Origin of the sequence: Planococcus sp. CP5-4_YE (genome assembly GCF_019042655.1) — a bacterium.
Classification (GTDB): domain Bacteria; phylum Bacillota; class Bacilli; order Bacillales_A; family Planococcaceae; genus Planococcus.
The window spans coordinates 1-26,191 of record NZ_JAHPZO010000010.1; the positions used below are offsets into that span (position 1 = coordinate 1).

Annotated in this window: 21 protein-coding genes, 17 tRNA genes and 2 rRNA genes; 30 read left to right on the forward strand and 10 right to left on the reverse strand. The window is 49.6% G+C overall.

Features of this window, described 5'->3' with window-relative positions; all coding sequences use genetic code 11:
• Positions 1-700 (reverse strand): 23S ribosomal RNA (locus KTG14_RS18105); the annotation flags it as partial.
• A 347-nt stretch (positions 701-1,047) separates the two neighbouring features.
• Here KTG14_RS18105 and rrf point away from each other — a divergent pair.
• The 20 genes from rrf to KTG14_RS11895 all read left to right on the forward strand — a co-directional run bounded on the left by rrf (position 1,048) and on the right by KTG14_RS11895 (position 7,008).
• Positions 1,048-1,163, forward strand: a 5S ribosomal RNA gene (gene rrf / locus KTG14_RS11800).
• A gap of 10 nt (positions 1,164-1,173) precedes the next feature.
• Positions 1,174-1,248, forward strand: a tRNA-Asn gene (locus KTG14_RS11805).
• A gap of 5 nt (positions 1,249-1,253) precedes the next feature.
• Positions 1,254-1,343 (forward strand) — tRNA-Ser (locus KTG14_RS11810).
• Between the two features lie 21 nt (positions 1,344-1,364).
• Positions 1,365-1,439 (forward strand) — tRNA-Glu (locus KTG14_RS11815).
• Between the two features lie 6 nt (positions 1,440-1,445).
• Positions 1,446-1,521 (forward strand) — tRNA-Val (locus tag KTG14_RS11820).
• A gap of 41 nt (positions 1,522-1,562) precedes the next feature.
• Positions 1,563-1,639 (forward strand) — tRNA-Met (locus tag KTG14_RS11825).
• Positions 1,640-1,642: 3 nt separating this feature from the next.
• Positions 1,643-1,718: transfer RNA gene (locus KTG14_RS11830), tRNA-Asp, on the forward strand.
• A gap of 17 nt (positions 1,719-1,735) precedes the next feature.
• A tRNA-Phe gene (locus tag KTG14_RS11835) sits at positions 1,736-1,811 on the forward strand.
• A 14-nt stretch (positions 1,812-1,825) separates the two neighbouring features.
• A tRNA-Thr gene (locus KTG14_RS11840) sits at positions 1,826-1,901 on the forward strand.
• Positions 1,902-1,904: 3 nt separating this feature from the next.
• Positions 1,905-1,988: transfer RNA gene (locus tag KTG14_RS11845), tRNA-Tyr, on the forward strand.
• A 6-nt stretch (positions 1,989-1,994) separates the two neighbouring features.
• A tRNA-Trp gene (locus KTG14_RS11850) sits at positions 1,995-2,068 on the forward strand.
• 19 nt (positions 2,069-2,087) lie between these two features.
• Positions 2,088-2,163: transfer RNA gene (locus tag KTG14_RS11855), tRNA-His, on the forward strand.
• Positions 2,164-2,204: 41 nt separating this feature from the next.
• Positions 2,205-2,280 (forward strand) — tRNA-His (locus tag KTG14_RS11860).
• A 7-nt stretch (positions 2,281-2,287) separates the two neighbouring features.
• Positions 2,288-2,359: transfer RNA gene (locus KTG14_RS11865), tRNA-Gln, on the forward strand.
• 5 nt (positions 2,360-2,364) lie between these two features.
• Positions 2,365-2,439, forward strand: a tRNA-Gly gene (locus KTG14_RS11870).
• A gap of 7 nt (positions 2,440-2,446) precedes the next feature.
• Positions 2,447-2,520 (forward strand) — tRNA-Cys (locus tag KTG14_RS11875).
• 9 nt (positions 2,521-2,529) lie between these two features.
• A tRNA-Leu gene (locus KTG14_RS11880) sits at positions 2,530-2,613 on the forward strand.
• A gap of 214 nt (positions 2,614-2,827) precedes the next feature.
• Positions 2,828-2,911: transfer RNA gene (locus KTG14_RS11885), tRNA-Leu, on the forward strand.
• Between the two features lie 357 nt (positions 2,912-3,268).
• Positions 3,269-5,932, forward strand: a complete 2,664-nt coding sequence (locus tag KTG14_RS11890; RefSeq protein ID WP_308462015.1) for a cation-transporting P-type ATPase — start codon at positions 3,269-3,271, stop codon at positions 5,930-5,932.
• A gap of 26 nt (positions 5,933-5,958) precedes the next feature.
• Positions 5,959-7,008 carry a C45 family autoproteolytic acyltransferase/hydrolase gene (locus KTG14_RS11895; RefSeq protein ID WP_216971138.1) on the forward strand — a complete coding sequence of 350 codons (1,050 nt, stop codon included), beginning with the start codon at positions 5,959-5,961 and terminating at the stop codon, positions 7,006-7,008.
• Positions 7,009-7,033: 25 nt separating this feature from the next.
• Here KTG14_RS11895 and KTG14_RS11900 read toward each other — a convergent pair whose 3' ends face one another.
• Positions 7,034-8,104: a C45 family autoproteolytic acyltransferase/hydrolase gene (locus KTG14_RS11900; protein WP_216971139.1), complete on the reverse strand. Its 1,071-nt coding sequence runs from the start codon at positions 8,102-8,104 to the stop codon at positions 7,034-7,036.
• A gap of 92 nt (positions 8,105-8,196) precedes the next feature.
• Entirely contained in the window at positions 8,197-8,859 is a 663-nt protein-coding gene (locus tag KTG14_RS11905) for a B3/B4 domain-containing protein (RefSeq protein ID WP_374939903.1), read from the reverse strand.
• Positions 8,860-8,924: 65 nt separating this feature from the next.
• On the opposite strand from KTG14_RS11905, the gene queG reads away from it, so the two are divergent.
• The 3 genes from queG to KTG14_RS11920 all read left to right on the forward strand — a co-directional run bounded on the left by queG (position 8,925) and on the right by KTG14_RS11920 (position 11,184).
• A complete protein-coding gene (queG, locus tag KTG14_RS11910; RefSeq protein WP_216971141.1) occupies positions 8,925-10,070 on the forward strand; it encodes a tRNA epoxyqueuosine(34) reductase QueG in 1,146 nt (381 codons plus the stop codon).
• Between the two features lie 10 nt (positions 10,071-10,080).
• Positions 10,081-10,554 carry a tRNA (uridine(34)/cytosine(34)/5-carboxymethylaminomethyluridine(34)-2'-O)-methyltransferase TrmL gene (gene trmL, locus KTG14_RS11915; RefSeq protein ID WP_216971142.1) on the forward strand — a complete coding sequence of 158 codons (474 nt, stop codon included), beginning with the start codon at positions 10,081-10,083 and terminating at the stop codon, positions 10,552-10,554.
• 321 nt (positions 10,555-10,875) lie between these two features.
• Positions 10,876-11,184, forward strand: coding sequence for a hypothetical protein (locus tag KTG14_RS11920; protein WP_101189917.1), 309 nt, complete (start codon positions 10,876-10,878; stop codon positions 11,182-11,184).
• Between the two features lie 127 nt (positions 11,185-11,311).
• Here the strand turns inward: KTG14_RS11920 and KTG14_RS11925 are convergent, their stop codons facing one another.
• Positions 11,312-12,613 (reverse strand): NCS2 family permease, encoded by a 1,302-nt coding sequence (locus KTG14_RS11925; protein ID WP_211653654.1) that lies wholly within the window; start codon positions 12,611-12,613, stop codon positions 11,312-11,314.
• A 156-nt stretch (positions 12,614-12,769) separates the two neighbouring features.
• On the opposite strand from KTG14_RS11925, the gene KTG14_RS11930 reads away from it, so the two are divergent.
• Positions 12,770-13,600: an aldo/keto reductase gene (locus KTG14_RS11930; protein WP_216971143.1), complete on the forward strand. Its 831-nt coding sequence runs from the start codon at positions 12,770-12,772 to the stop codon at positions 13,598-13,600.
• A 38-nt stretch (positions 13,601-13,638) separates the two neighbouring features.
• Here the strand turns inward: KTG14_RS11930 and KTG14_RS11935 are convergent, their stop codons facing one another.
• From KTG14_RS11935 to KTG14_RS11945, 3 genes are read right to left on the reverse strand one after another with little or no spacing between them, the layout of a single operon-like run.
• Complete coding sequence (locus tag KTG14_RS11935; RefSeq protein WP_216971144.1) at positions 13,639-14,481, reverse strand: RluA family pseudouridine synthase; 843 nt, start codon at positions 14,479-14,481, stop codon at positions 13,639-13,641.
• A 56-nt stretch (positions 14,482-14,537) separates the two neighbouring features.
• A complete protein-coding gene (locus KTG14_RS11940) occupies positions 14,538-15,008 on the reverse strand; it encodes a thioredoxin family protein (RefSeq protein ID WP_216971145.1) in 471 nt (156 codons plus the stop codon).
• 1 nt (position 15,009) lies between these two features.
• Positions 15,010-15,435, reverse strand: coding sequence for a disulfide oxidoreductase (locus tag KTG14_RS11945; protein WP_216971146.1), 426 nt, complete (start codon positions 15,433-15,435; stop codon positions 15,010-15,012).
• A 132-nt stretch (positions 15,436-15,567) separates the two neighbouring features.
• On the opposite strand from KTG14_RS11945, the gene KTG14_RS11950 reads away from it, so the two are divergent.
• The 4 genes from KTG14_RS11950 to KTG14_RS11965 all read left to right on the forward strand — a co-directional run bounded on the left by KTG14_RS11950 (position 15,568) and on the right by KTG14_RS11965 (position 20,737).
• The gene (locus KTG14_RS11950; RefSeq protein ID WP_121301389.1) at positions 15,568-17,112 is read left to right on the forward strand and encodes a carbon-nitrogen hydrolase family protein; all 1,545 of its coding nucleotides are present in this window, start codon (positions 15,568-15,570) and stop codon (positions 17,110-17,112) included.
• 75 nt (positions 17,113-17,187) lie between these two features.
• The gene (locus KTG14_RS11955; RefSeq protein ID WP_216971147.1) at positions 17,188-18,888 is read left to right on the forward strand and encodes a phospho-sugar mutase; all 1,701 of its coding nucleotides are present in this window, start codon (positions 17,188-17,190) and stop codon (positions 18,886-18,888) included.
• A 91-nt stretch (positions 18,889-18,979) separates the two neighbouring features.
• Entirely contained in the window at positions 18,980-20,089 is a 1,110-nt protein-coding gene (locus KTG14_RS11960) for a GAF domain-containing sensor histidine kinase (protein ID WP_216971148.1), read from the forward strand.
• Positions 20,090-20,101: 12 nt separating this feature from the next.
• A complete protein-coding gene (locus tag KTG14_RS11965) occupies positions 20,102-20,737 on the forward strand; it encodes a response regulator transcription factor (protein ID WP_216971149.1) in 636 nt (211 codons plus the stop codon).
• 42 nt (positions 20,738-20,779) lie between these two features.
• Here the strand turns inward: KTG14_RS11965 and rsgA are convergent, their stop codons facing one another.
• Positions 20,780-21,835: a ribosome small subunit-dependent GTPase A gene (gene rsgA, locus KTG14_RS11970; RefSeq protein WP_254178138.1), complete on the reverse strand. Its 1,056-nt coding sequence runs from the start codon at positions 21,833-21,835 to the stop codon at positions 20,780-20,782.
• 416 nt (positions 21,836-22,251) lie between these two features.
• Between rsgA and KTG14_RS11975 the strand changes: the two genes are divergently transcribed.
• On the forward strand, positions 22,252-23,562 hold the full coding sequence (locus KTG14_RS11975; protein ID WP_216971150.1) for a DUF2254 domain-containing protein: 1,311 nt from the start codon (positions 22,252-22,254) through the stop codon (positions 23,560-23,562).
• A 50-nt stretch (positions 23,563-23,612) separates the two neighbouring features.
• Positions 23,613-24,671, forward strand: coding sequence for a mechanosensitive ion channel family protein (locus KTG14_RS11980; RefSeq protein ID WP_216971151.1), 1,059 nt, complete (start codon positions 23,613-23,615; stop codon positions 24,669-24,671).
• A 47-nt stretch (positions 24,672-24,718) separates the two neighbouring features.
• Here the strand turns inward: KTG14_RS11980 and KTG14_RS11985 are convergent, their stop codons facing one another.
• Positions 24,719-25,282 (reverse strand): hypothetical protein, encoded by a 564-nt coding sequence (locus KTG14_RS11985; RefSeq protein WP_216971152.1) that lies wholly within the window; start codon positions 25,280-25,282, stop codon positions 24,719-24,721.
• Entirely contained in the window at positions 25,275-26,168 is an 894-nt protein-coding gene (locus tag KTG14_RS11990) for a cation diffusion facilitator family transporter (protein WP_216971153.1), read from the reverse strand. Before KTG14_RS11990 ends, KTG14_RS11985 begins: the two co-directional genes overlap by 8 nt.
• Positions 26,169-26,191 lie beyond the last annotated feature (23 nt).

Sequence of the window (26,191 nt, forward strand, 5' to 3'; positions counted from 1 at the left end):
TCGTTCCGCCTTTCGTGCGGGTCGGAACTTACCCGACAAGGAATTTCGCTACCTTAGGACCGTTATAGTTACGGCCGCCGTTTACTGGGGCTTCGGTTCGCACCTTCGCTTGCGCTAAGCACTCCCCTTAACCTTCCAGCACCGGGCAGGCGTCAGCCCCTATACGTCACCTTACGGTTTTGCAGAGACCTGTGTTTTTGCTAAACAGTCGCCTGGGCCTATTCACTGCGGCTCTCTCGGGCTGTAACACCCTACCAGAGCACCCCTTCTCCCGAAGTTACGGGGGCATTTTGCCGAGTTCCTTAACGAGAGTTCACTCGCTCACCTTAGAATTCTCTTCTCGCCTACCTGTGTCGGTTTGCGGTACGGGCACCTCCCGCCTCGCTAGAGGCTTTTCTTGGCAGTGTGAAATCAGGGACTCTGAGGTTAAACCTCTTGCCATCACTGCTTGATGTTATATAGAAACGGGATTTGCCTCGTTTCTCATCTCACAACTTGGACGTGCACAACCAACGGCACGCTCACCCTATCCTTCTGCGTCCCCCCATTACTCAAACGGCGGGGAGGTGGTACAGGAATATCAACCTGTTGTCCATCGTCTACGCCTATCGGCCTCGACTTAGGTCCCGACYMRYCSCGGGCGCAGGAAATTTGAGAGGAGCTGTCCTTAGTACGAGAGGACCGGGATGGACACACCGCTGGTGTACCAGTTGTTCTGCCAAGAGCATCGCTGGGTAGCTATGTGTGGCCGGGATAAGTGCTGAAAGCATCTAAGCACGAAGCCCCCCTCAAGATGAGATTTCCCATTGCGCAAGCAAGTAAGATCCCTCAAAGACGATGAGGTAGATAGGTTCGGGGTGGAAGCGTGGCGACACGTGCAGCTGACGAATACTAATCGATCGAGGACTTAACCAATAACTGAAATGCGTTTCCATAATTCAATGTCGATTTATCCAGTTTTGAAAGAATAAGATATTATTTTTGAAAAAATACTTGAAAAAATCGGTATTATTGATATAATAAATCTTGTCTTTCAAATTAATACAGTCTAGTGATGATGGCAAAGAGGCCACACCCGTTCCCATCCCGAACACGGAAGTTAAGCTCTTTTGCGCCGATGGTAGTTGGGGGTTTCCCCCTGTGAGAGTAGGACGTCGCTAGTCTGGTTATTATTCCGAAGTAGCTCAGTGGTAGAGCACCGCACTGTTAATGCGATGGTCGTAGGTTCGAGTCCTACCTTCGGAGCCAATTATGGAGAGCTGTCCGAGTGGCCGAAGGAGCATGATTGGAAATCATGTAGGCGGGCAACCGTCTCAAGGGTTCGAATCCCTTGCTCTCCGCCAGTATCTTAAGCTCAAAATAAAGGCCCCTTGGTCAAGCGGTTAAGACACCGCCCTTTCACGGCGGTAACACGGGTTCGAATCCCGTAGGGGTCACCATTCAATGGAGGATTAGCTCAGCTGGGAGAGCATCTGCCTTACAAGCAGAGGGTCGGCGGTTCGATCCCGTCATCCTCCACCATTTCTTTCATGCACATAAATAGAAGGAAACTTTAATATTATCGCGGGGTGGAGCAGTTCGGTAGCTCGTTGGGCTCATAACCCAAAGGTCGCAGGTTCAAATCCTGCCCCCGCAACCAAATGGTCCCGTGGTGTAGCGGTTAACATGCCTGCCTGTCACGCAGGAGATCGCCGGTTCGATCCCGGTCGGGACCGCCATTTTTATTAATTAATATGGGTCAGTAGCTCAGTCGGTAGAGCATTAGATTGAAGCTCTAAGTGTCGGCGGTTCGATTCCGTCCTGACCCACCATATTTTTTCTCCATGCCGGAGTAGCTCAACTGGTAGAGCAACTGACTTGTAATCAGTAGGTTGAGGGTTCAAGTCCTTTCTCCGGCACCATTAGGTGGGGTAGCGAAGTGGCTAAACGCGGCGGACTGTAAATCCGCTCCTTCGGGTTCGGCAGTTCGAATCTGCCCCCCACCACCAGTTTTTAGGGGCATAGTTTAACGGTAGAACAGAGGTCTCCAAAACCTCCGATGTGGGTTCGATTCCTACTGCCCCTGCCATTTTTTAAATATTATGTTGGCGGTCGTGGCGAAGTGGTTAACGCACCGGATTGTGATTCCGGCACTCGGGGGTTCAATTCCCCTCGTCCGCCCCATGTTTTCTTGAAATTTTAATATCATACATAATAATAGCGTGGCGGTCGTGGCGAAGTGGTTAACGCACCGGATTGTGATTCCGGCACTCGGGGGTTCAATTCCCCTCGTCCGCCCCAGTATTATTGGGGTATAGCCAAGCGGTAAGGCAACGGGTTTTGATCCCGTCATGCCCTGGTTCGAATCCAGGTACCCCAGCTTTTGCGGAAGTAGTTCAGTGGTAGAACGCCACCTTGCCAAGGTGGAGGTCGCGGGTTCGACCCCCGTCTTCCGCTCCATTATTTAGGCGGCATAGCCAAGCGGTAAGGCATGGGTCTGCAACACCCTTACCACCGGTTCGAGTCCGGTTGCCGCCTCCAAACTATTTTGCCGGCGTGGCGGAATTGGCAGACGCGCGGGACTCAAAATCCCGTTCCTTCACGGGAGTGTCGGTTCGACCCCGACCGCCGGTATCAAATGATCATCACTCTGCCAAGTGATGAAAGCTTAAAACTCTGACTTTTATAGTCAGAGTTTTTTTCTTTATTTATATGAATGATTTGCAGTTGTACATAGCAAAGATTTTTTTTAAAAAATAGCTAATAACCCCTTGCAAAATAATCGGTTTACTAATATAATAATAAATGTTCCTGAAAGCAATGAATAATTGTTTCTGGATTCAATTTTGCCGGCGTGGCGGAATTGGCAGACGCGCGGGACTCAAAATCCCGTTCCTTCACGGGAGTGTCGGTTCGACCCCGACCGCCGGTATCATCTACATTGCTCTGCCAAGCAATGTATTGAAAGGCCCTAACTTCAGTTAGGGCTTTTTTCTTTGTCTTAATCTGGTAACAATAGTAGCACTATTATTAGAAAAACCACTAATGGAAAAGTAGCTGAGGAGTAACCTGTTTTCGCACGAGACGGACGTGGCCGATGCGTTAAGTTGAAAGGGTAGTGATGGAAACATCTTAGGGGATCGGCTCTCTACACCGTTATTTTTAAAAAGGCAGCTTCCTTTGAAGACTGTCTTTTTTACGTATGTTGGAATATATAATAGGATGCCGTGGGAGAACGGAGGCTGCGTGTTATAATAATCAAAATTACGATCTTGGCGGGGGTGGCAAGGTGGCCGAAGAACAAGGTTTTGACCAAGAGTTTACGGCTATACTCGATAACCAGGAAGTCCGTTTAGAAGAAGGATTGAGTAGAGCTGAAGCTGTAAGAAGGCTGAACGCAATAGGACTTAATGAGTTGCCTGAAGGAAAGCGAGAATCTGGAATAATAAAGTTTTTTAAGCATTTTCATGATGTACTGATATATGTATTGCTGGCAGCGGCAGTCATTACGATCGCACTTGGACATTATATTGATACGAGTGTTATTTTAGCTGTAGTTGTAATCAATGCGGCAATTGGCTATATTCAGCAGAATAAAGCTGAGAAAGCATTGGATAGCATACGAGAAATGCTATCGGTCAAAGCCGGAGTATTGCGAGAAGGAAAACGAAAAGATATTCTGGCAGCTGATTTGGTGCCTGGGGATCTTGTTTATTTAAGGGCGGGTGATAAAGTGCCCGCAGATATACGGCTTGTAGAAGCGTCGAATCTTCAGGTGGAGGAGTCGTCTTTGACTGGTGAGTCGGATGCAGTAAATAAACAGACTGAAAGACTATCGAGCGACACTGTGCTTGGCGATCGTTCCAATATGGCATTTGCAGGAACTGCTGTTGCAGCCGGATCAGGGTTTGGGGTTGTCATTGCAACAGGAGGGGATACTGAACTCGGAAAAATCAGCAGCGCGATGGAATCGGTCGAGAAATTACAGACACCCTTATTAAAGCAGACCGCTCAATTCGGAAAAGTGATATCAGTGATTATTGTACTGAGTGCAATCGGCATGTTTTTCATTGGTTATTGGATCCATGACTATGCCACCGCTGAGTTATTGTTGGCAATCATCGGCTTGACCGTAGCCGCCATTCCAGAAGGGTTGCCGGCGGTATTATCCATTATTTTAGCTTTGGGTGTCCAAACGATGGCTGGGAAGAATGCTATTGTACGGAACTTGCCATCAGTCGAAACTTTAGGGGCCGTTACGGTAATATGCTCAGACAAAACAGGGACTTTGACGAAAAATGAAATGACGGCGACTTCTGTTATTCTGGCAGATGAAGAAATCAATGTTAGTGGGGTCGGTTATTCACCCGAAGGAATGTTAAAGAAAAACGGAGATGGAATTCGTTTAGCTGATCATCCTCGCTTGGCAAAGTTTTTAGCCTGTGTGAAAACAGTTAATGATGCGCATTTGGTCAAAGGGAAAAAAGGGAAATGGTCAATCAGTGGGGGTGCGACAGAAGGCTGCCTGTTGACGCTTGCAGAGAAAGCGGATGACGAAGTAGAGAAGTTGCCAGTAATTATGAAGATTCCGTTTGATTCTACTTATAAATACATGGCTGCTTTGGTTGAAGATCGGGGAACTAAATGGATCTATGCAAAGGGTGCCCCTGAAAAGCTGTTGGGGATGATACCAAGCGAAGAAAGGAATGAATGGGAGGCGAAGGTAGCCTCACATGCAAAACGCGGAGAACGCCTTTTAGGAGCTGCTGTTAAGCAAGTCGATTACACAGTGGAAGTCATAAATCACGAAGATATGAAGTGCGGATTTGAGTTTCTGGGCATGGCTGGCATCATTGATCCTCCGCGCGAAGAAGTGATCGATTCAATTGTACAATGCAAGAAAGCCGGAATTCGTGTCAAGATGATCACTGGAGACCATAAAGACACCGCTGTGGCGATTGGAGCCAAGCTTGGAATCGGCGATGGGGTCAAGGCGCTTGAAGGTAGGGAATTGGATGGTTTAAACGCACAACAGTTGGAAGCTGCAGCCTTGGAATATGACATTTTCGCGCGTACCAGCCCGAAAAATAAATTGCAATTGGTTGAAGCTCTTCAAGCCAAGGGGCAAGTGTGTGCAATGACCGGCGACGGGGTCAATGATGCACCGGCTTTGAAACGAGCTGATATCGGCATTGCGATGGGAATCAAAGGAACAGAAGTATCAAAAGAAGCGGCAGAGATGGTGCTGGTTGATGATAATTTCAGCACGATTGTCAATGCAGTGAAGGAAGGGCGGCGCGTCTATGACAATTTGAAAAAGACCATCCTGTTCATATTGCCGACAAACGTATCCGAAGGGCTGCTCATTTTTATCAGCATTCTATTTGGCACTACGATTCCGCTCACTGCGGTACAAATTTTGTGGGTCAACATGATTACAGCTGTGACGATTTCCTTGGCGATTGCATTTGAGAAGCTCGAGCCTGGTACGATGGAGCGGCCACCTAGGAAAGCCAATAGCCCGTTGCTCAGTGGCTATTATGTTTTCCGCATCGCTTTTGCATCGGCGATTATCGGAGGGGGCATTTTATGGATGAACAGCATGCTGGAAGCTAGAGATTATGACCAAGGCATCTTGCAGACCATGACTTTACAAGCCCTGGTCATTTCACAGCTATTTTATTTATTCAATTGCCGGAGTGAGCGGCGTTTTGCACTGAATCGTGATTTCTTTTCCAATAAAGCGGCTTTTATTGTCTCGGCCATATTAATCTTAGTGCAGCTATCGGTGACGTATGTGCCGTTTATGAATACGCTGCTTGGCACGGAACCGATCGGGCTCAGGTATTGGATTTGGCCATTGCTGATCGGGATGAGTGTCTTTATTATTGTGGAGCTTGAAAAATGGGTGGTTCGCCGAATGAGTAAGAAAGATGATCTTTTAAAAAATTAAAAAACGATCAGTAATGAGGAGGAGTTATGAGACAGATAGATAGTGAAGTCGTCGAATTCAGAGGAAGCCATTATGATTATGGAATGATGCAAGGGAATGCGCTTAAAGAATCGATCACGCTGCACAACCGCCGCGGGCAATGGAAGAGTAAGAGGCCGCGATTTGTCATCGACCCGGCAGAAGCGCAAGCTGCGTTCAATGAATACGCCCCGAACTTGTGGGAGGAGTTGAAAGGCCTTGAAGATAGCCTCAAGCTACCGATTGATGAGGTGCTTCGTGATTTTGGCGGTTACCGGATCGATGCACCGCCGTCGGGCTGTTCAATCGTCAGCGGCGAAGACTTTTTGGTGCGCAATTATGACTTCCATCCGCAGACATATGAAGGCAGGTTCTGCTTGTTCCAGCCACAAGAGGGGAACGCCATTATCGGTCCGAGCCAGCGCATTTTGGGACGTATGGATGGCATGAACGAGCATGGCTTGGCGATGGGCTATAATTTTATGCACCGAAAAAACCCGGGTGATGGCTTTGTCTGTTATATGATCGGGCGCATCATTCTCGAGAGCTGCTCAACTATAGAAGAGGCTGTTGCTTTAGTAAAAGATATTCCGCATCGAGGGTCATTTAGCTACGTTGTGACCGATAAGAGCGGCGCCACAAAGGTTATGGAAGCAACACCGCGCAAAGTGGCAGTGCGCGATGCTTCGGCCTGTACGAATCATTTTGAAATCCAGCAGCATGAAAACCGCAATTATTTAAAGGATTCTTATGAACGACTGTCGGTTATCGAACAGAATGCAGAAGATGCAGCGGAAGCGTATCGCGCTTATCGCTTGTTCAATGACACGGGCCGCGGCTTGTTTTCGGATCTTTATAAGAGTTGGGCCGGAACAATCCATACCTCTGTTTATCTACCGAAAGAGCAGGAAGTGTGGTTCGCGCTTGGAGGCGACCAGGAGCCCGAAGTGTTCAAGTTTGGGGAATGGCTTGCAGGGAAGCCTGTCCGCAATACATCCGTCAATGGACAGATCGATACCGGCATTGGGTTCGCCCATACTGATGCGTTGTTCAAATGAAAAACGGCTGGAGCATCCGAATGCTCTAGCCGTTTTTTTGCTGCAATGAAGATAGGTCGTCAAGATACGGAAACGGGAAATGGGTATCGATTTTCCCGTTGATGCGTTTTGCCAGCAAGCGTTCGCCTTGAAGCCATTTTTGAAAATCGAACATGAGCGGCAAACGGTCGGGGCCGATCGCGAAGCCGACTTCCAAGCTGTTTGGAAAATAGGAAGCCGTATGCAAGGTACCGGAAGCGGTGCTGTATTTTGTTGAAAACACGCCCTGGTTTGAGTCGTTCAATAATCGGAACGCTGCGTATGCGTCGTTTGATGTGGTGGCATGAGTCAGCAGCGCATCTTCGCGGCGTTTGGAATCGTCGATCTGGTAACGGTTTTCTTCCGATAACACTTTGAAATGGTTGGTCGATACAGCCGCTTCCCGGACAATGACATTGCGTGGGGAAGTTTCGGCGACAACTGAACGTCCGCTCTTATCCAGTAATACATAGCTGAATGACCGGCGGTGGGGCAGTTCTTTCAATAAATCGACGGCTTCTTCGATCGTTGCGCAATGCTCGAGGATCAGGCGGCCAATCATATTACAGATAAACCCGTCTGCTGAATTGCGGCGGTTGATGAAATTATAGCCCATCGCAAGCCCTTTCTCGTTGAGTCCATCCGTCCGCCCGGTAATTTGCATGGACGGCCCGATGGAAGCATAGCCTCCGTCTGTCGGCTCGTATAGGGCGAATCGGCCTTCATAGCCTTGCGGCGAACTATCATAATTGCGGACTAGAAAATCGGAGCGGCTCAGGATCGAACAGCCGCTGCGTGTATATTCGATATAATAGCCGCCGAATTCGCGCAAGGCATCAAAAAGTGGCCATTTCAAGGCATCAGCCAAGCCTTCGATTTCTTCCCAGATGCGCGGGGCGAAGCGTTCGAGCATATCAATGGCTTTCGTTTCATCCACCAATAATTGCTTGCTGTTTTCATTGCGCTGTATTTTTCGGTTTGGTAAAAGTAGTGAATCTCTCAACAACTCCCCTTGGTGGTAGCCGAAATCGTAATGGCTGCCGCGGAATTGGATAACGTCGCTATGGACTTTTTTCATGTGGCATCCCTCTTTTTTATCTCAGTATCAAAAGAATACTAGAGTTTTAGGGAGAACAAAAAGAATATGCCTGAAGCAAATGCTTCAGGCAATTAAAGAACAAACGCAGTCGCTTCGCCGCCGTTGATGCCAGTGAACATATTGCCGGCAGCGGTCAATAGCTGGATGGCGTTGTCGCTGTTCATGGAGGGGCGGAGGTAAAACACATGTATCGCGTCAGTAGTCTGTTGTGTTACAGCAGTGCGCTTTGAATCGACGTATGGGCTGCCGAACGCGCCATTTGCATCGCGTGTGACGATAATGTTATCGAGCGTATTGTCGCGGTTATTCAAGCCTTCATAGCGGTCATCGGGCTTGCCGAGTGCGATTTCGATACCGCCTTCGATTTGGTCCGTGTCGTATAAACCGAGCGGAATTTCGTACTGAAGGGATAGGAAGCTGTTCATATCAATCGCCGAGTTGACAGGGACCAGATAGTTTTGTTTGCGCACACGGCGATACAAGGCTTCTGCAGAAGGCCGGTAGCGGTTCGGGTCGCCTCCGAGAGCTTTCCAAGCCAGCCTCCATTCGAGAAGGCCAGGAAAATCCGTCAATTCTTTATCGTCCATATCGAAAAATAATTGTTCCTGAAACAGTTGGAGGCGGCCTTTTAACATTTGAGGTGAATCCGAAACGGTGATATTGTTATAATGAATAATGCCGATTTTGAAATCAGGCAGGATTTCTGTAATTTCAGAGTTTACGCGAAAGTCCACAGCAATCATCCTTTCCGTGAATAATAGCCTTATCTTACCATAAATTGGAGCAAGGAGTTATCGACATGAACTTGGATCAATTCCAACAACAACTGGTTGCGTATGCCGCGGAAATCGGAATTGATAAAATCGGCTTTGCTTCGGCCGAACCATTTTTTAATTTAAAGCATCGCTTGATCCGCCAGCAGCAATTGAATTTTCAGTCCGGTTTTGAGGAATCGGATGTGGAGAAACGCACACGTCCGGAACTATTGATGGAAGAGCCCGTGAGCATTATTGCAATTGCGATTGCCTATCCTTCCAAAATGGAAGGGGCGACGCCTGGTGTCAAGGGAGCGAGGCGCGGCATTTTCTCGCGTTCTTCCTGGGGCAAGGATTACCATGCAGCACTTCGGGACCGCCTGGCGCTGCTTGAAGCGTTCATCGCGGCTCATTATCCAGATGCGCGGACAAAATCGATGGTCGACACCGGAGAGTTGTCTGACCGTGCCGTGGCAGAGCGTGCCGGCATCGGATGGAGCGCGAAAAACACCAATATCATCACGCCGGAATTCGGGTCATATGTCTATTTGGGCGAGATGATTACCAATATCCCATTTGAGTACGACGAACCGCTGGAAGACCAATGTGGCGACTGCCGCTTATGTATCGATACGTGCCCGACTGGTGCGATTGTCGAGGGTGGGCAGCTCAATGCCCAGCGCTGCATTTCGTTTTTGACGCAGACAAAAGGCTTTCTGCCGGATGAGTTCCGCTCGAAAATCGGCAACCGGATCTATGGCTGCGACACGTGCCAGACCGTGTGCCCGAAAAATAAGCGCAAAGCCAATCGCATCCATCCGGAATTCGATCCGGACCCGGAAATCGCCAAGCCTTTGCTCGAGCCGTTGTTGACCATTTCCAATCGGGAGTTCAAAGAGAAATTCGGCCATGTATCAGGTTCTTGGCGCGGCAAAAAGCCGATCCAGCGCAATGCCATTTTGGCGCTTGCCCATTTCAAGGAGCAGTCTGCAGTGCCCACGTTGATCGAATTGATGAAGACGGATCCGCGCCCGGTCATTCGCGGGACATCGGCTTGGGCGATCGGCCGCATCGGGACGGATGATGGAAGACAAGCGCTCGAATATGCACAACAGCAAGAGAAAGATGAAGAGGTGCTGGCGGAGATCGCTAAAGGCTTGGCATTCTTTTCTGCAGAAACGAAAGGATAAGTGAAGAAATTTGGGAATACACATTGTGTTATATCAGCCATTAATTCCGGCGAATACCGGGAACATTGCACGCTCTTGTGCGGGCACAGGCGTCAGCCTTCATTTGATCAAGCCGCTCGGATTTTCGACGGACGATAAAATGCTCAAACGGGCCGGGCTCGATTATTGGGAGCACGTGGACATTCATTACCACGATGGCCTCGATGAGTTATTTGCAGCTTACCCTGACGGCAAATACCATTACATCACCAAATTTGGCACGAAGACCTACAGCTCGTTTGATTTTTCGGATACCGGGGAAGATTATTTCTTCGTTTTCGGGCAGGAGACGAAAGGTTTGCCGAGGGAATTGATTGATGCCAACTTAGAGCGCTGTTTGCGCATCCCGATGAACGAACATATCCGTTCACTCAATTTGTCGAACACGGCAGCGATCTTGATGTATGAAGCGCTGCGCCAACAGGATTTCCCGAATTTGAAATAAACGACAAAAAAGGACAGCGCGTGGGCGCTGTCCTTTTGCTTTTCAGGTTATTGTCTTTTGTCTGTGCCTGGTTTGTCATCGTATCCAGCAGTGAAGATAGCTACCAAAAACGATACACAAATCCCCAAGATTAAGATCAAGTTCATGAATGACGACCTCCTTGAAATTTGCATCTGTGTTTAGTATAGCGTACCATCGGGAAAAATGAAATATGGAACCCACTCGAAAATATGGACATTTTCCGTCTATCCGAAAAACTTGAAACTTTTTTGGATGTGATGCGTATATAGGGGTAGGAAGAAAAGGAAGGGATGAACTGATATGAAAATGAAGACATCCGTTGCACTGCTTTGGATTACGGGCCTTGCGGAGGCATTTCTGGCCATTCCGTTCATCGGGGGCGGATTTGTGATTTCTGCAGGCTATGCACCGCTCGGCATCATGTTCGTGCTACATGCCATTACGTTGTTCTTTTGCTTTAAAGAATATTCGCCGAAGTTCGGCTCGATTCTGGGGATCATTACAAGTGCACTCGCTTGGATTCCGTTGATCGGCTGGGCGCTGCACTTATTGACAGCAATCGTGCTATTGCTCTCAGCAGCCATGTCCGGGCGTTCAGCTAGAGTCTAACAAGAAAAGCACCGAGAAATCGGTGTTTTTTTGTGGGCAAATGTAAAGACAACGAAAATTGGTTTGTAAGCGGCCCTATCGTTTAAGATGCAAAAAATCCCCTGCATAGAAGAATGCAGGGGATTTTTTAATGCGGTGCAATGAGGATCTGGATCGTGAACAGCACAGCAAAAATATAAAGAATCGGGTGAACGGCTTTCCATTTGCCTTTGAAGATTTTCATCAGTGGGTAAGAGATGAATCCGAGTGCGATACCCGTTGCGATGCTTGATGTGAGCGGCATAGCGAGAACAATCAGGAACGCCGGGAACGCTTCATCGAATTGATCCCAATCGATTTGCTTGACGGCGCCGATCATTAAGCTGCCGACGATGATGAGAGCGGGAGCGGTGATGGCGGCGACGCCAGAAAGCGAGCCGACAAGCGGCCCGAAAAAGGCAGCTGCGATGAACAGGATAGCGACGGTTAAAGTTGTGAGCCCCGTGCGCCCGCCTGCAGCTACGCCGGCGGAAGATTCGACATATGCGCTGGTCGGGCTTGTGCCGACCATGGCGCCTGCACTGGCAGCGACAGAATCAGCGAGAAGCGCCTGGCGCACGCGCGGCATTTTATTGTCTTTCATGAGCCCTGCTTGTTTTGCGACACCGATCATCGTTCCGGTCGTGTCGAAAAGCGTGACGAGCAGGAACGAGAACACGACGCCGTAGAGGCCGAATTCGGCGACCAGCAGGAAGGCTTCGATGGGATTCCAAACGATGATGCCTTCCGGAAGCGATGGCAACTTCATGAAGCCTTCCGCAAATGTCAATTGGCCGGTGAAGAAGGCAATGATGCCCGTTGCGATCATGCCGAAGAAAATCCCGCCGTGAATGTTCAAGGACATGAAGATAAGCGTGATGGCGAGCCCTGCGAGCGTCAAAGCGACAGGCGGCGAAGTCAGGTCGCCAAGCCCCACGAGATTCGCTTCATTGGCGACGATCAAGCCGCTGAGGCGCATGCCGATGAAAGCGATGAACAAGCCGATGCCTGCCGTGATGGCGTGTTTCAAGTTTTCGGGAATGGCTTCAATGAGGATTTTGCGCATCGAGGTTAATGACAGTGCGACAAACAGCAATCCCGAAACGAAGACTGCAGCAAAAGCGGTTGTATAATCAATGGCGCCGTCAGAAGCGAGCACCATGGAAGTGAAATATGCGTTAAGCCCCATGCCCGGAGCGATGGCGATCGGGTAATTGGCGAGCAATGCCATCCATAATGTACCGATAACCGCTGCTATGATGGTGGCAAGAAAAACCTGGTCGAACGGAACGCCGGCAGCACCTAAAATCACCGGGTTGACGATGACGATATACGCCATTGTCAGGAACGTCGTCATACCGGCAGTAATCTCGGTTCTGACGTCAGTTCCGTGTTCTTTTAACTGAAACATGGAATATCCTCCTTATAAACACGAACATTTTGAACAACACGTTTAATAATATTCGTTTTTAATATCGGATGCAAGAGCTTTTCTCAATCTAGTGGCGAATAGTCGAAATTCCTGTCGACAATTTGTACAATAAAAAAGAACAGGAGGAGAATTTTTATGAATCTGACGATTGAATCAACAAAGACCTTACATAATGGAGTGGAAATGCCGCGTTTCGGCCTTGGCGTCTACAAGATGACCGATAAAGAAGCGGCGGTCGAAGCGATGGTAAAAGCGATCCAAACAGGTTATAAAGCGATCGATACCGCTACAGTATATGACAACGAAGCAGAGGTTGGCGAAGCAGTCCGCGCAGGAGGCGTGCCGCGTGAAAAGCTGTTCATCACGTCGAAAGTATGGAATACCGACCAGGGCTACGACCAGACCTTGCGTGCATTCGAAGCTTCATTGAAACGGCTGGATATGGACTATCTGGATCTGTATTTGACGCATTGGGCGATCCCCGACACGTTCGAGGAAACCTACCGTGCAATCGAGCGGCTCTATGATGAAAAATTGATCCGTGCTGCCGGCGTTTCCAACCATCAGCAGCATCACCTGGAGAAGATCTTGGCCAAGGCCAATACGAAACCGATGGTCAACCAGATCGAGTTGCATCCGCAATTGACGCAGGAGTCACTGCGCGAATTTTGTGCGGCACAAGACATTGCGGTCACTTCCTGGTCGCCTCTTGCGAGAGGGCGTCTGCTCGAAGATCCGGTGCTTTCGGAAATCGGCGAAAAGTACGGGAAATCCATCGCGCAGACCATTATTCGCTGGCATCTCCAGAATGACTTGATTGTCATCCCGAAATCGGTGACGCCGTCGCGCATCGTTGAAAATGCCGATGTTTTTGATTTTGAATTAAGTAAAGAAGAGATGAAACAGATTTCAGCGCTCAACCAGGATTGGCGGAGCGGAACCCATCCGGATGAAATCAAAGTTTAATAAAAAAAGGCCAGCGAATGGGTTCGCTGGCCTTTTGGTTATTGTTTTGCTTCGATATCGATTTGCTGTCCAGTGAACGGGTGTTTAAACGCGATGCGGAATGCATGCAGGAAGTATTCGCCGTCTTCAGTCGGCGGCCCTCCGTACAATTCATCGCCGATTATCGGGTGCTTGACGTGCGACAAATGGGCGCGGATTTGATGCGTGCGCCCCGTCTCCAAAGTTAAATGAAGCAGGGAGCGACCGTCTGCACGGTTGATGACCTGGTAATGGGTGACGGCGCTTTGCCCGTTCGGCGATACGCGGCGTCGCGTCGCATGATGGCGGTCGCGGCCGAGCGGGAAGTCGAGCGTCCCGGATTGCCCGCGCACCAGCCCTTTGACGAGTGCTTCGTATTCACGCTGCACAAGCTTTTGTTCGACCATCCGGTCCATGACGTTTTTGGCGATTGGGTGTTTTGCCAATAGCAACACGCCGGAAGTGCCTTGGTCGAGCCGGTGGATGTGTTCGATATACGAACCGCCGGATTGCTGGACGTAAGCCATCAAGCCGTTGATGAATGTATCATCCTGGTGGTTATCGTTCGGGTGGGTGGCGAGCCCTTTTGGTTTATTGGCGATGATGAAATGCTCATCTTCAAATAAAATCTCAGGTTCGATCGACGCGTTCGGGCGATACGGCGACTCGGCTTGTGGGATAGTAACAGTCAGCTGCGTCCCTTTGTCGAGTGCTTCCTGCCAGCGCGGTTCTGTGCCGTCTTCAAGACGGACGCCTTTGGCCATACGCAGTTCGTGCACGGTCTTTTTTCCGAGTCCCCATTCACTTTTCAATAAGTCCGTGACGGTCATGCCTTGTTCCGGGATTTGGTAAGTCCAATTCATCATACAGTCCTCCATAAAAACGGGATCATGCGCGCGGCACATGATCCCGTTTCAGTTTATTTTTTCACGACTTCCTGGAAAAATTGTTCGATATTCTCTTTCGGCTGTGCGCCTGTCCAGCGGGCGACTTCCTGACCGTCTTCATAATGGACAAGTGTCGGTGTCGCTTCAAGTCCATAATCAGACCAGCCTTGCTCAAATTCGAGCAGGTTGTACTGCAGCACATCGACATCCATATCATCTGCGACAGGCATCAAAACCGGTGTCGTCTGCTGGCAGAATTGGCAAGTCGGGCTGAAGAAATAAACCGTAGTCGGCTCGCCGCTTTGGATCTGTTCGTTCACATCATCCGGCAATGCGATGTTCTGGTAGTTTTCATCATCGAGCTGGTCGATGGTGGCCGGGTTCAAATCATCCGTGCCGTATTGGTTGTCCGCCAGTTTCTCGTCTTGCGATTGATTGGTCAAGAAGACGATCAAGGCAAAGATGGCAAGTACGACGCCGGCGATAATCAATAACTTCTTCATCTTATTGTTCCTCCTTCAATGATTTCCACAGATAAACACTCGTTCCGGCAATCAAGGCGAATGCGATGAGTGCGAGAAACGGGATGGTGATGAATCCGAGGTAATTAATATATTCCCCTGTGCATGGGACTTGCCCGCATGACGGTGCGGAATCCGACAAGAATCGGAGTTTCTGGATGCCGTAATGATACAGCGAAACCGAGCCTCCGATGACGGACAGCACGAGCGAAGTCATTGCGATGTGCGGGTTTTTCTGAACATAGGCAACGCCGAGCACAAAAACGAGGGGATACATGAAGATGCGCTGCACCCAGCAAAGCTCACACGGGGCATACCCGCGCACCTGGGAAAAATACAGCGAGCCAAGTGTCGCAACCAGGGACACTGCCCACATGAACAGCAAACTGTTTTCTTGACGCTTTGTCATCTGTTGTCCCTCTTTTCCGGAAAGCTTTCCTTTTGAAGTATAATTCTTAAAACCATACAAGTAAAATAATATCAACAACGGGGCGTATGGGCTATAATGAACTTTGAAACTTTTGTGAAGGAGCGCGGTAACGTGGCAGAACAATTCGATTTATCCCATTTTGAAAAAAGCATGATCATCCGTGAGATGAGCTATGCTGATATACCTGCCATTCTGGAAATGCAGCAGCTTTGCTTTCCGGGTATGGAACCTTGGAAAGAAGAGCAGCTTAGAAGCCATTTAGGCGTTTTTGCGCAAGGGCAGATCGTCGCGGAACTTGACGGCAAAGTAATCGGCTCTTGCTCGAGCCTATTGATCAATTTCGACGAATACGATGACCGCCATACGTGGGACGATGTCACTGACGGCGGCTATATAACGAACCATAACCAGGACGGCTATAATATGTACGGCATCGAAGTCATGGTGCATCCCGAATATCGCCGCATGCAAGTCGGGCAGCGTTTATACGAAGCGCGCAAAGAACTCGCGCGTGAACTGAACTTGAAGTCGATCATCATCGGCGGGCGCATCCCGAACTACCATAAACACGCAGACGAAATGTCGCCGCGTGAATACGTCGATTCGGTGTCACGCCATAAAATCTATGATCCGGTGCTGACGTTCCAATTGATGAACGGTTTCCAGTTGATGCGCATCAACCCCGGCTATTTGCAGGACGATAAAGCATCGGGCAAATACGCAACGCTTATGGAATGGAACAATGTCGATTACAAACCGATCTCCAAGCGCCATTTCAAGACCAGTTTGCCTGTTCGCATCTGTGTCGTCCAATATTTGATGCGTGCCATCAATTCATTCGACGATTTGGCGAACCAGGTCGAGTACTTTGTCGATGTGGCATCGGATGCCCATTCGGATTTCGTCGTGTTCCCGGAAATTTTCACGACGCAATTGATGTCGTTCTTGAATGAACCATCGCCGAGCCAAGCCGTACGCAAATTGACGGAATTCACGCCTCAGTATATTGAGCTGTTCACGGATCTTGCTGTCCGCTATAACGTCAACATCATCGGTGGGTCGCATTTCGTCAAGGAAGAAAATGATGAGATTTACAACATCGCATATTTGTTCCGCCGCGATGGTTCGATCGATAAACAGTACAAGATCCACATCACGCCGAACGAACGTAAATGGTGGGGCATTTCAGCAGGGGACTCCGTGCGCGTTTTCGATACGGATTGCGGCAAAATCGCCATCCAAATCTGTTACGACATCGAGTTTCCTGAACTGGCCCGCATCGCGACCGATATGGGTGCCAACATCATCTTCTCGCCGTTCTGTACCGAAGACCGCCAAGGCTATTTGCGCGTGCGTTACTGTGCACAAGCCCGCGCAGTCGAGAACCAGATCTACACAGTTATTTCCGGAACGGTCGGAAACTTGCCGCAAACGGAAAACATGGATATCCAATATGCACAATCCGGCATCTTTGCACCAAGCGACTTCGAATTCGCACGCGATGGCATCGTTGGGGAAACCAACCCGAACCTCGAAATGGTGTTGATCGGGGATGTCGACCTTGAGATCCTCAGACGCCAGCGCCAAGACGGCACCGTCAAGCAATTGAAAGACCGCCGCCATGATGTCTACCGTGTTGAATACAAACAAGATTAACTCCAGCCGCTCCGAATCGGGGCGGCTTTTTTGTGGAAAATTTGGTAAACTGATAAGTAATTGGAGGGATGAACCATGACATGGAAACAGCGAATGCAAAAATGGCTCGGACACGAGGGGCTAGATACGAATACGAAACAGCAGCTGCAATTATTATCGGAAGACGAGCAGCTGGCAGAAGATGCGTTTTATCAGGACTTGGTTTTTGGAACAGGTGGGATGCGCGGTGAAATCGGGCCAGGCACGAACCGCATGAACGTCTATACCGTCAGAAAAGCATCAAAAGGAATTGCCGATTATATTGAAAGCTTTGGTGAAGATGCAATGAAGCGCGGCGTGGCGATTGCGTTCGACAGCCGCCGTATGTCGCCGGAGTTTGCCGAAGAAGCAGCACGTACATTTGCAGCTGCGAGCATTCGTGCTTATGTTTACGAAGCGCCGCGCACGACCCCGCAATTATCATTTACGGTGCGCGAATTGAATGCCTTTATGGGCATTGTCATCACCGCCAGCCACAACCCGCCTGAATACAACGGCTATAAAGTATACGGCGAAGACGGCGCGCAATTGGATTTGGAAGCGGCAGACCAGGTCATCGAATTTGTCAGCCGAGTGGAAGATGAACTCGCCATCGAAAATGATGAGTATGATTCCTCTTTATTGGAAATTCTCGGTGAAGAGCTCGACCGCGCCTATATCGCCCAAGTATTGACGGTGCAGGAAACTAAAGTTGAGCCGATCAGCGTTGTCTTTACGCCGCTTCACGGGGCCTCAGGCGCGACCGTCCGCCGGGTTTTCGACGAAGCGGACTATAGTGGTATCAGTTATGTCGAAGAACAAATGGCGCCGGATGGTGAATTTCCGACGGTGGAATCACCGAACCCAGAAGAATCATCGGCGTTCGACCTCGCCCGGAAATACGGCGAAGAGCAGACCGCAGATTTATTGATTGCGATCGACCCGGACGGTGACCGTGTCGGAGCAGCGGTCTGGACCGGTACGCAGTACGAATTATTGACTGGCAACCAAACGGGTGGCATCTTGCTGGATTATTTATTGAGCCAGAAAAAAGCCAAAGGCGAACTGCCGGAAGACGGGCGCATCTTCAAGACTATCGTCACTTCCGGATTCGGTGAAGCGGTCGCTAGAAGCTACGGCGTAGAGAGTGAAGACGTGTTGACAGGTTTCAAATTCATCGGCGAGAAATTGCGTGAAAACGATGCGCAGCACGAATTCACTTTCCTGTTCGGCTACGAGGAAAGTTACGGCTATTTGATCCGCGATTTTGCGCGCGATAAAGACGCCGTTCAAGCGACATTGCTACTGGTCGAAGCGGCCGCTTTCTATAAGAAACAAGGCAAAAATCTCTACGGCGTGTTGAATGAATTGTACGAACACCATGGCTTCTACCGCGAATTGCTCGTTTCTGTAACGAAAAAGGGCATCGAAGGGGCACGTGAAATCACGCAGCTGCTCGATGGATTGCGCGCGACGCCGCCACAATCCATTGCCGGCATCGCGATCGAAAAAATCGAAGACTACGACACCCGTACACGGACGCTTGTCGATATGGGCACGAGCGAAGCGATCGTCTTGCCACAGTCGAATGTCTTGAAGTATTTCTTAGAAGACGGGTCGTGGGTCTGTGTACGCCCAAGTGGCACCGAACCGAAAGTGAAATACTACCTCGGCGTCAAAGCGGACAGTCAGCAGGAAAGCGACGAAAAACTGGAATTATTGAAAGAATCATTTCTCGACATCGTTGCGAACCGGTGAAAAAAGCTCCCCATAGAGGGAGCTTTTTCATTCGAAAGAATGAGGCGAGCGTGCGGTTCTTATGGTTACAATAGCAACTAGGAGGGATCACATGGTGCCTGAGCAACATTCGGACGTTGTTTTATTAAAGGAAATCGCAGAATTATTGAATGAAGAAACAAATATGGAGCGGATGCTTGGAGGTGCGATCGACAAGTTGTTGCAGAACTCCAAGTTCGAGACGGCGTGGATCTTTTTCATTGATGAAAAGGGCAAGCACCGGCTGGTGGCACAGGCCAATTTGCCGGATGCCCTTGAGGAGCGAGAGTGCCGCCATTTGACGAAAGGGGGCTGCTGGTGCGTCAAGCGCTACCATGACGGTGATTTGGAAAAGGCGTCGAATATCATCGCCTGCCAGCGCATCGAAAACGCCAAAGCGGCTCATGGCAAAATCGGCAATATTTCGCATCATGCGACTGTGCCCTTGCAATCGGGTAAGGAAAAATTCGGTTTGCTTAATATCGCTGCAGCCGATACGGTACGCTTTTCGAAAGATGAATTGGCTTTATTGGAATCGGTTGCATTCCAAATCGGTTCCGCCATCAAGCGCATCGTCTTGACCAAACAAGAGCAGGAATTGGCACTCGTCAAAGAACGCAACCGGCTTGCGCGGGATCTGCATGATTCCGTCAATCAGCTGCTGTTCTCGGTGACATTGACGGCAAGGGGCGGCATCGAAATGGCGGAAGACGAAGCGCAAAAAAGCACATTCCGCGATATCCAGCATCTTAGCCAGGAAGCGCTCAATGAAATGAGAGCATTGATTTGGCAGTTGCGGCCAAAAGGGCTGGAGAGCGGCTTAATAGACGCGATCAAAGCCTACGGTGAGATGCTCGGGCTATCGATGGAAACGAAAGTGACAGGCGTTATCCAATTGCCGTCGCGCACGGAAGAGACCTTGTTCCGCATTGCCCAAGAGGCGCTGAATAATGTACGCAAGCACGCGGGCACAAGCGCTGCCCAAATCTATGTAACGATGACTCCGACAGATGTTTTGTTGGTTATTAAAGATGAAGGACTTGGTTTTTCTCCCGCATACGGCGAGATTCCGTCGATCGGCATGCAAAGCATACGAGACCGCGCAAAAGCAGAAGGCGGGACGGCTGATTGGTCGAGCGAGATCAGCAAAGGAACGGAAATCCTGGTACGGATTCCGTATTAAAGGAGTGTCACGATGAGAGTATTGATTGCGGATGATCACCACGTAGTAAGAAGAGGGCTGCTGTTTTTCCTGAAAACGCAAAAAGACATTGAAGTGGTGGGGGAGGCAGCGAATGGCGTGGAAGCTGTCAAAATGGCAGGTGAGCTGCAGCCGGATATCGTCTTGATGGATCTCGTCATGCCGGAAATGGACGGCATCGAGGCAACCCGGAACATCAAAGCGTCTTATCCGGAGATCATCGTCTTGATGTTGACAAGCTTTTCAGACCGCGATCACATCTTGCCGGCAATTGAGGCAGGGGCAGCCGGTTATCAGCTGAAAGATATTGAACCGGACGAACTCGTCGAATCGCTGCGCAGTTTGATGCGCGGGGAGAATACGCTGCATCCGAAAGCCTCCTCGGAACTGGCAAAAGCGCCGGAAGCCCCGCCTCCTCATGTGCGGCATCCGTTGACGCCAAGGGAAGCAGAAGTGCTTGCAGAGTTAACGAAGGGGAAAAGCAACCGGGAAGTGGCGTCTGCTTTGTTCGTAACAGAGAAGACGGTCAAAACACATATTTCCAATATCTTTATCAAACTCGAAGTCCAAGACCGAACGCAAGCGGCACTTTATGCGGTGAAGCACGGATTGACGGAATACGTTAATTGAAGGAAATAAAAAAGACTGCCGGATTTTTCATCCGGCAGTCTTTTATCTCTTCTTGATGGGGCGGCTGCGGTATTCTTTCGTGCGCTGTTTCCATACCGCACGTTCTGCCTGTTGTTTGGCAGCATCACTTTTTCGTTCGATATAGTCGAGTTCACGCAATAATTTCAAATAGCTCGCATAGCGGTCTTCTGGCAATTCGCCGGAAGCGAGTGCCGATTGAATGCGACAGCCGGGTTCTTGCTGGTGGCTGCAATCGCGAAAACGACATTCGTCGGCAAGGCTCGTGATGTCTTGAAAGCTGGACTGAAGCCCATCGGCGGAATCGCCGAGCTGGAATTCACGCATGCCTGGTGTATCGATCAGTAAGCCGCCGCCCGACAGCAACACCAGTTCGCGATGTGTGGTCGTATGGCGGCCTTTACTGTCGTCTTCCCGGATCTCCTGCACGGCCATTTTATCGCTATGAGTCAAAGCATTGATCAGCGAAGATTTGCCGACCCCTGATGAGCCAAGCAACGCACCAGTTTTGCCATTCGTCAAATAGCGGTCGAAGGCTTCCATGCCCGCACCGGTTACAGCCGACACGGCAAACACATCGACGCCAAAAGCGGTATCAGCGACTTCTTTTAAGTAAACCGAAGGGTCCTCGCATCGGTCGCTTTTTGTCAGCACGACGACCGGCATGGCGCCTGAATCCCAGGCAGCGACCATATATCGCTCCAGACGCCGGACATTAAAATCGTGATTGAGGGACATGACTAGAAAGACGTAGTCAAGGTTGACGGCAATGGTCTGCATCTCGGACGTTTCCCCGGCTGCTTTTCGGGCAAAGCGAGAACTCCTCGGCAGCAGCTGGTGGATGATGCCTTTGTCTTCTCCAGGCATTTGTTCCAGTGCCACCCAATCCCCGACGCTCGGGAATTCATCGCGGCTGTGGCTATGGCGGTAATTTCCTGAAAGCGTCGCCGGCCATTCACCGAAATCGGTCATGACACGGTAGCCGCTTTTATGTTCGAGAATGATGCGTCCCGGTATTTTCTGTTCAGGCATTGCTTGTGCGAATGATTCATTCCATCCATATTGGTTAATAATCGACAATGTAACTTCCTCCTATAAAAACGCATAATAAAAGACCATGGCTGCAATAATGCCTGCCATGGTCCCCGCGCATAGGAAAGAAGCGTATCGTCAGCGATACACAGAGGGAGGCGCCACAGCAAACATCATTAAGTTGCGGGTTGCACGAACTGAAATAGTCACCATAATGCCTCACCTCTTTCCATTAGTTAAGACAATAATAAATGCAAATGTGAAGAAGGTCAATGTTTTTTTGAAAGAGTATTGCGACAATGGATAGCTGGGGTGATAGATCTATTCCAGAAGCAGGCTGAAATGCTAAATGCTAAAGGGGGAGAAGCCGCTTCGATGGGCAGCATAGAGTGCTCCCAAGCGTTTGCATCAAATGGAATAGGGGAACAGGAAAATAGGATAGTATTCTTTTAAGGGGGGAAGTCATGAGAAAAATCTTTTACAATTGGCGGGAAAAATTATGGGTGACTCCTGCAATCTATAGCTTCCTTGCCGTATTATTGTCTATTGCCTTTTTTTATGTAGATTTACTGCTTGTTCAACAATACCGGGAATTCATTCCGGACATCCTGTTGACGAATGTGCAATTGGCCCAAACAATCATGGGGGCGCTAGCAGGTGCGTTGCTGACAATGACGACGTTTACATTCTCCACAATTCTCGTCGTATTGACGATGTATTCGTCCCAATTTTCGCCGAGAACATTGAAAAACTTTGTCCATGACCGCTTGACTTGGCGTGTGTTGGGCATATTTTTGGGCGGATTTATCTACAATACGCTGTCGTTGATGTTCATGCGGGATGCACTTTATACGCACGATGTCATCTCGACTTTCATCGGCATCGTCATTGCATTTCTTTGCCTGTCGACATTCGCTTATTTTATCCATCATATTGCGACGAATGTGCAGGTAGAGAAGTTGATCGAGGAACTTGAAGCAGATGCCGAACGAATCATCGATACGTATAGTGAAAAACAGCAGCAGGAAATGGAGATCGATGCGCAATGGAATCCCGACGGTTTCGCCGAAACGACGCTTGCCGAAAACGATGGCTATATCCAATTCCTGTACTTCGATAAATTGAAGGAATATGCGGTAGAGCACGATTTGGAAGTTGAAATTCTGCACGGCATCGGTTCGTATGTCCATGAGAATACGCCGTTATTCCGCGTCTACCAACGCCAGCAGGAAGACATCGATTTGAGCCGTTTTATCACGATCGGCACAGAGCGGACGACAGACCAGGATCTCGATTTCGCTATCCAAAAAATGGTCGAAGTGGCGCTGCGGGCGATTTCCCCGGGCATCAATGACCCGAATACAGCGAATGGCATCATCATCCGGATCGGGCGGCTGCTCGGCAAATTAAGCCATCTGGAAACCGGCTCCATCACCATCCGGGACGAAGAGAAAAAAGGTCGCGTACGCTATCCGTTCTTCACATTCCCGCATTTTCTCTACCTGACGTTCCATCAATTGATCCATTACGGAAAAGAAGATGTGTCGGTTGTGGCCGCTATTTTTGAATCTTTGACAAACGCTGCGCAATTATCGGACGCGGCGCATCACGAGGCCATTTGGGAAACGCAGCTGCACGTACTTGAACACTTAGAGCATTCGCCTTTCAAACGGCTTGATCGCCGCTATATCCAAGGGAAATTGGATGAGCTGGCAAAAGCAGTGGATCGCCGGCCGGTTCTGCTCAGTGACTACCAGCTGGACATGCAAGGATGATGTGCAGCGGCATCTAACGGGGCGGGGGCCTGTCGGCAAAGGAGGAACTTATGCAAAACCTGCAATTATTTGAAGGCATCAGCGTTCTGAAGAATTTATCTGTCACTGAGTTTTTCTTGTTCTTTCTTTATTTATTGTTGATACTCATCGGGAAATGGATTGCCCAAGCCGTGCTGAAACGGATCGTGAGGCATGACGGCTACCAGGAGCGGATTTATCCGATTCTTGAAGATGTTCTGAATTGGATTGCCTTTTACGGCAGCATTATGCTGTTCCTGTTTTATTTCGGGCAGGAAGAATGGTTGAGGACGCCTTTTTACAAAACGGAAGGGGTCGATGTCTCCATTTTGCTGATTGTCGTCGCCATCATGATCGTTACGTTTTCGAGCCGTGTCGTCAAAGCTTTCAATAGTTTTGTCATGCCTTATGTCTATGGCCAATTTGATGTGGAACTGGGCATGAGCTATACGATCAACCGGCTCATTTACTATGCAGTGATGTTTCTGGCGATTGCAGTCAGCTTTACGCTCGTTGGGTTGGATCTGCGGGCAGTCGGCATTGTCTTCAGTGTGCTCGGGATCGGCATCGGTTTCGGCGTCCGAAATATCGCCGCGAACTTTGTCTCAGGCATCATTATTTTATTTGAACGGCCGATGGAAGTTGGGGAAATAGTCGAAATCGACAAGAAAATCGGGCGCATCACGAAAATCAAATTGCGCTCGACGATCGTCGAAACAAATAAAGACGGGACGCTCGTCGTACCAAACCAGTACTTTATCGAACAGATCGTCAAGAACCGGTCGGGCGCAAGGCTGTTCGCCCGCGTGGTCGTCAGTGTCGAATACGGCTGCGATACGGAGTTGGTCTCGAAACTACTGGTACAAGCAGCGGAACGCGAAATCACAAAAGTCGACGGTGTGCCTGATGAAAAGCCTGACGCCCAGTTCATCGATTTCCGCAATTCCTCGATGGATTTCCAAGTGGAGGCGCGCGTCTTGAATGTCGAAATGAAAGACCGCTTAGAAAGCCGGATCCGCCATGGAATCGCTGCCTTGTTTGTAGAAAACGGCATTCGCCTCGCATCTTTGCCGGGCGAAAGAACAGAATAAAAGCACAAAAAAGCGCCTGATCTCAGAAGATCAGGCGCTTTTCTCTGTTATTGTGCTTGGATACGGGTGAACTCGCCACCCGCTGCTTCGACGCGGCGAGCCAAGTCGTTGTGCATTTCAAAAATCCGGCCGCTGGAGAATTCGACCATGCCGCCGTCGCGGAAATAATAAGCGACCGACTCGATCGAACTGGTCCCGTCTTGTGTGTGAAGCCGTTCTTCGACCCTTTCAAATTGTTCCCATGTATAGCTGGAGGAATTGAAGGAAAGGGGCGGGTTGTACGTGAAGCTGTCATGGGTCATGTAGTAATAATCACCGAGGGAAAAAGCGATCGACACGAGTCCGATGACGGCCACAGCGCCAGACAATAGCCAGGACTTCAATGGCCGTTCGATCAATGCGGCGAGGAATAAAGAAATCGCAAGAAGTACAATTCCTGCGCTGCCAAGTACGAGCGACCAGAACGACGTGCCGACGATTTCTGCCTCCGGTGTGATGGTGACGACTTTTGCCGGGTAGAAGACGGCAGCTGGAACAAATATAGCGGAAATAAGCAAAATGATGCCGAACGTAACCAAAATAATTTTTTTCTGATCGTAAAAATCAATCATCCTCTTCGTCCTCCTCTATCGAGTAATCCGGTTCTATATGTACCAGGACGACACAATTCGGTTTCACTTTTTGGATTTTCCTTTCGATTTCTTCGGTGATCCAATGGCTCTCGATCACATTCAAATAAGGTGCGACGCTGACGGTCAAGTCGATGAACATGACATTTCCGTGGGTGCGCCCTTTGAAATCGCGCAGATCCAGTACGCCTGGCACGCGTCGAATGACCACGGAAAGCGATTCGACGGCTTCTTCATCAAACGCATCGGTCAAGGTCAATACCGATTCGCGGAAAATATCCAAAGCTGTTTTGATAATGATGAGCCCGACCAGAAAGGCAGTGATCGAATCGATCAGCGGCGCCCCAAGAATGGCCCCGATGATGCCGATCCCGGCGCCGATGCTGACAAGTGCATCCGAACGATTATCATAGGCAGCGGCCCGGACGGCTGAACTTTTGATTTCGCGGCTCAACTTCAAGTTATAACGGTAAACGCCGTACATGACGAGAGCCGAGAAAAACGCGACGACAGCGGTCAATGGGGAAGGCGGTTCGAGAGAAGGGTTGAACACCGTCTTCACTGAATTCAACAGCACCTGAAGTCCGATGACAGCCATGATGAACGAGGCCAACAGGGAAGCGATCGTTTCTGCTTTCAAATGGCCGTAATGGTGGTTGTCGTCTGGCGGCTTTTGGGAGATCCTTAATCCGATCAGCACAGCGACAGAAGCTATGATGTCGGTGACGTTGTTTAATCCGTCCGCTTTCAGCGCTTCGGAGCCTCCCCAAAATCCGACACCGAGTTTGATGGCGCTTAAAAACAGATAGGCTCCGATGCTGAGCCAGGCGCCTTTTTCTCCTTTGCGGAGATTATCGTATAATTCCATTGCACTTCATCTCCAGATTGGAT